Origin of the sequence: Arthrobacter sp. TB 26, assembly GCF_000427315.1 — a bacterium.
GTDB lineage: Bacteria > Actinomycetota > Actinomycetes > Actinomycetales > Micrococcaceae > Arthrobacter.
Map to the genome: position 1 here is coordinate 1 of NZ_AUPJ01000371.1, position 5,064 is coordinate 5,064.

A 5,064-nucleotide genomic window follows, 5' to 3' on the forward strand; every position below is an offset into this window, starting at 1 on the left:
GGCGGTTTCTAGGGGTCGTTGCAACACCTGGTGGTTAGGTGGTTAGTAGTAAATCACGTAGACGCTCGGCTGGGGTATCCCAGCCGAGCGTTTTGCGTGGGCGGCCGTTGAGCTCCTGAGCGACGTGTTCGAGGTCTTCAGGTCCGTAGGCGGACAGGTCGGTGCTTTTGGGGAAGTACTGGCGCAGCAGCCCGTTAGTGTTCTCGTTCGAACCGCGCTGCCAGGGGCTGGCTGGGTCGCAGAAGTAAACCTGCATTTCGGTGGCTAGGGTGAAGGTCTTGTGGGCGGCCATTTCCGCGCCCTGGTCCCAGGTCAGAGAGCCTCGCAGATGTGCCGGCAGGGCAGAGATGGTGTTGATGAGCCCGTCCCGGACGGTTTCGGCGGTGTGGTCATTTGGCAGGTGGACGAGCATCACGTAGCGGGTGGTGCGTTCGACCAGGGTTCCGATCGCGGACTGGTTGTAGGCGCCGGTGATGAGATCCCCCTCCCAATGACCGGGTACTGCGCGGTCCTCGATCTCGGGTGGACGCTCGGAGATCATGACCATCGGATCCACGAACCGGGAGGTGCGCTGTTCCCCGCTCTGGTGGTGTTTCCGGCGGGTCCGGCCGGTGCGCAGGGCTGCCTGTATTTCGCGTTTGAGTCCGCCTCTGGCCTGGACGTAGAGGGCTTGATAGATCGTCTCTGGACTCACACGCATCTCCGGTTGGTCGGGGAACTTTTTGACCAGGGTGTGGCTGATCTGCTCCGGAGACCAGCGTATGAGCAGCTTGGCCTTCACATAGTCGCGCAGGTCCGACTCGCCAGCGAGCTTGGCGTTTTTGGGTCGTGGCCGCCGGGCAGCGGCCTTCCGCTGCGCCCCGTGGGGCAGATAGCCCAACAGGGCATCGGCATTTCGGCCCAGCTCGCGGCTGATCGTTGAAGCCGAACGGCCAAGCACGCTGGCGATCGCCCGCATCGATGAACCCGAGGCTTTCAGGTCCCGGATCATCTCCCGCTCCTGCACGCTAAGAAATCGCGGGTCGATGAGTTTCTCGAGAGCCGCTGTCGGTGGGGCGAGGGCCGGCGAGGTCATAGTGGTCACACCACGTTTGTAATCGACCACCCGCCCATCAGCGTAAATGCGTCGGCCGCCTGACTTACGAATCCCCAGGTCCCACTCCGCCGCGGTCCTGGGATGCACGCTGACCGCTGCGGCCGCCTCCCGCCGACTCAAGCCGGCCTTGCGTAACCGGAAGTACTCATCCCGGCCCCGGTGAGGGCGCGCCCCCGGTTTACCATGGCTCTTCAGTCCGGCTTTACGCACCCAGCCGGCGCACGTATCGGGGCTCAATCCCAGCTCCCTGGCCGCCGCCCCCGTGCTCTTGAGCCGGTCGAACACGACGAAGAACTCATCCTTCTGCCCCTGCGCGTACTTCCTGTTGGTTCGAGGTTCTCCCGTTAAAGACGACACGGTCGCTGCAACTCCCAAAAATTCTGGGTGTTGCAACGACCGCTAGAACCCAAGCTGAACACGCCGGGCATTTCCGTGTCGGCAGGAGGATCCGGGAAGACAACTGGGCGGGAGCGCGGACGGACGGGCTGGGCGGGCGGGGCCGGGCCTAGCTCGCGTAGCGCTCGACGAAGTTCCGCAGGATCTTCATCGGTTCCGAGGCGGAGAACCGCCGGGCGTCCTCGATCAGCATCTCGGCCGATTCGGGCGGGAAGTAGCCTGCATGGCGGTAGATGTCGATCCTGGTGACCAAACCCCGCGCGTCGAGCTCGGGGTGGAACTGGGTGGCGTACAGGTTGGTCTTGATCCGGAACATGTGCACGGGGCAGGCGGCGGAGCTGGCCAGGAGCACCGCGTGGGAGGGCAGGAGGGTGCAGGCTTCCTTGTGGCCGGTGAAGGCCGTGAAACTCTCCGGCAGACCTCGCAGCAGGGGGTCCACCATCCCTTCCTCGGTCAGCTTGATGGTCACGCCGCCAAGCCCTTCGCCGTAGGTCCGGTCGATCACGGCGCCCTGGTGCCGGCCCAGCGTGCCGACCCCGTAGCAGGCGCCGAGGAACGGGAAGTCCGCAGGCACGATCCGGTCGAGCAGGGCCGCGAGCTCATGCTCCACCCGATGCTGGACGTCGCTTTTCTGCCCGGCCGGGTCGCTGGACGTGAACGGGCTCCCGCCCACAATCACACCGGAGTACTCGGTAAGGTCCAGTGGGGGCAGCGGCGCGGCTTCCATCCGAATGCGCCTCAGCTGCGCGGGTTCGAGGCCGCCGTAGCGAAGGTAGGCTTCATATTCGTCCTCGGCGGCGGCGTCCTCGGCCCGGGAGGCGAGGAGCAGAAATGGTTTCACAGACCAAGTCTGCACGGGCGGGACGCGGGGGCACCAGAGGCGCGCCTGCGTCCTGTGAGTCGAGCGGCTACTCGGCAGCCGCGTCCTCAATCAGCGCGATGATGGCGCCGGCGGAGACCGTCTCGCCGGCCGCAGCGGCCAGCCCGATCACGATTCCGGCGCGGTGCGCGGTGAGCGGCTGCTCCATCTTCATGGCCTCGAGCACCACAACAAGATCACCCTCGGCCACAAGGTCACCCTCGCCGACGGCCACTTTCACGATGGTTCCCTGCATGGGGGAGGTCAGGGCGTTGCCACTGGCTGCCGCCACGGCGCCGCCGCTGCGGGAACGCTTCTTCACCTTGGCCGGCTTGGCGGCACCCGAGCCGGCTCCCGTACCCAGCGACGCCGGGAGGACGACCTCGAGGCGCTTGCCGCCGACCTCGACGACGACGCGCTGGCGCTCGCCGCCGTCGGGCGCTTCGGCCTCGGTGCCGGTCGGCGTCCAGGCGGGGATATCGTTGACGAACGCCGTCTCGATCCAGCGCGTGTGGACCTTGAACGGGCCCTCGGCGGGGGCGAAATCCGGGTTGGTGACGACGGCGAGGTCGAACGGGATGACGGTAGGGATGCCCTCAACGACCATCTCCTCAAGGGCGCGGCGGGCGCGCTGCAGGGCCTGCTGGCGGGTGGCGCCAGTGACGATCAGCTTGGAGAGCATCGAGTCGAAGTTGCCGCTGATGACGTCGCCCTGCTCCACGCCGGAGTCGATCCGGACGCCGGGGCCGGTCGGGTTCTTCAACAGGGTGATGGTGCCCGGGGCGGGCATAAAGTTGCGGCCCGGGTCCTCGCCGGTGATGCGGAACTCGATCGAGTGGCCGCGGACTTCGGGGTCGCCGTAGCCAAGTTCCTCGCCGCGGGCCAACCGGAACTGCTCGCGGACGAGGTCAATGCCGGTGACTTCCTCGGAGACGCAGTGCTCCACCTGGAGGCGGGTGTTGACCTCAAGGAAGGAGATGGTGCCGTCCTGGCCCACCAGGAACTCGCAGGTGCCGGCGCCGAGGTAGCCGGCCTCTTTGAGGATGGCTTTGGAGGACTCGTAGAGCCGGCGGTTCTGCTCCTCCGTGAGGAACGGGGCCGGGGCCTCTTCGACGAGCTTCTGGTTCCGGCGCTGCAGCGAGCAGTCGCGGGTGGAGACCACCACAACGTTGCCGTGCGCGTCGGCGAGGCACTGGGTCTCGACGTGGCGCGGGGCGTCCAGGAAGCGTTCAATAAAGCATTCGCCGCGGCCGAAGGCGGCGACGGCCTCGCGGACGGCGGATTCGAAGAGTTCGGGAATTTCCTCGCGGGTGCGGGCCACCTTGATGCCGCGTCCGCCGCCGCCGAAGGCCGCCTTGATGGCGACGGGCAGGCCGAACTTGTCCACGAACTCAAGGATTTCCTCGGCGGACTCCACCGGGTCGGCGGTGCCGGGAACCTGCGGTGCGCCGACATTTTCGGCGATGTGGCGGGCCTGGACCTTGTCGCCCAGGGCGGAGATCGCAGCGGGGGATGGCCCGATCCAGGTGATGCCGGCGTCGATCACCTTGGCGGCGAACTCGGCGTTCTCGGCGAGGAAGCCGTAGCCGGGGTGGATGGCGTCGGCGCCGGAGCGGTGGGCCACCTCGATCAGCTTGTCCATCACGAGGTAGGACTCTGCGGCGGTGTTGCCGCCCAGGGCGTAGGCCTCGTCAGCGAGTTTGACGTGCAGGGCGTCGCGGTCCGGGTCCGCGTAGACCGCCACGGAGGCCATGCCTTCATCGCGCGCGGCGCGGATGATGCGCACCGCGATTTCGCCGCGGTTGGCGATCAGCACCTTGCTCAGGGGACGTGTGCCGGGCGGGGCGACTACGGCGGTCCCTTCTTGGGCTGATCGCTGCACGGGATTTGCGGACTGCTCCGAATTTGCTGACAAGGCGTCTCCTTCTTTCCTTCAGGGAGCCTAGCGCGGTTTTGTGGGTTCCGCCGATATTACTTGCGGATTCCGCGGGTAAAGCGCCCTGCCTTTGTAGGGTTGCTACAAAGGCGTGCGAATTAGCTCACTCGGCCCGGAGCAGTGCGGGATCCGCGGCACCGGTGGTCCACAGTTCGGTGATGCCCACCTGCGCCTGTCCCAGCAGCCCGCGGAGGGTGGAAATGGACAGCCCGACGACGGCGTGCGGGTCGCCGTCGACCTTGCGGATGAAGGCCCCACCGTAGCCGTCGATCGTGAAGGAGCCAGCGCACTGCAGGGGCTCCCCGGTGGCGATGTAGGTGTCGATTTCCTCGGGGGTCATCTCCATGAAGTGGACCTCGGCGGAGGTGACATGCCCGAGGGTTGCGCCGGAGCCGGCGGCCTGGGACTCATCGGTGCCCTCGGTGTCCCGGCAGTCGACGAGCCAGTGGCCGGTGTGCAGCACGCCCTTGCTGCCGCTCATCCGGAGCATCCGCTCTTTGGCGACGTCGGCTGTGTACGGCTTGCCGTGCGCCTCGCCGTCGAACTCAAAGACCGAATCGCAGCCAATCACCAGGGCGCCGTCGGCGTCGGGCAGGGAGGCGACGGCCTCGGCCTTGGCCCGGGCAAGCAGCAGGGCGGTGTCGTGCGGGTCCGTCGCGCCGTAGCGGGCCTGGACAGCGTCCTCGTCGACGTCCGAGACGAGGATTTCGTGCCGGATGCCGGCATCGGTCAGCAGCTTGGTGCGGGCGGGGGACTGGGAGGCAAGGATGAGGCGGG

General features: G+C 67.0%; 4 protein-coding genes. All 4 read right to left on the bottom strand.

The genetic code is table 11. From position 1 onward, the window contains the following. Positions 1–34 precede the first annotated feature (34 nt). Positions 35–1,216 carry an IS30 family transposase gene (locus K789_RS0114310; RefSeq protein WP_128081639.1) on the bottom strand — a complete coding sequence of 394 codons (1,182 nt, stop codon included), beginning with the start codon at positions 1,214–1,216 and terminating at the stop codon, positions 35–37. Between the two features lie 385 nt (positions 1,217–1,601). Further along, positions 1,602–2,333, bottom strand: a complete 732-nt coding sequence (locus K789_RS0114315; RefSeq protein ID WP_024367350.1) for a glutamine amidotransferase — start codon at positions 2,331–2,333, stop codon at positions 1,602–1,604. Between the two features lie 67 nt (positions 2,334–2,400). After that, positions 2,401–4,233, bottom strand: coding sequence for an acetyl/propionyl/methylcrotonyl-CoA carboxylase subunit alpha (locus K789_RS0114320; protein WP_051181065.1), 1,833 nt, complete (start codon positions 4,231–4,233; stop codon positions 2,401–2,403). Positions 4,234–4,390: 157 nt separating this feature from the next. After that, positions 4,391–5,064 (bottom strand): Maf family protein (locus K789_RS0114325; RefSeq protein WP_024367352.1); only part of this gene is annotated, 674 nt, incomplete at its 5' end.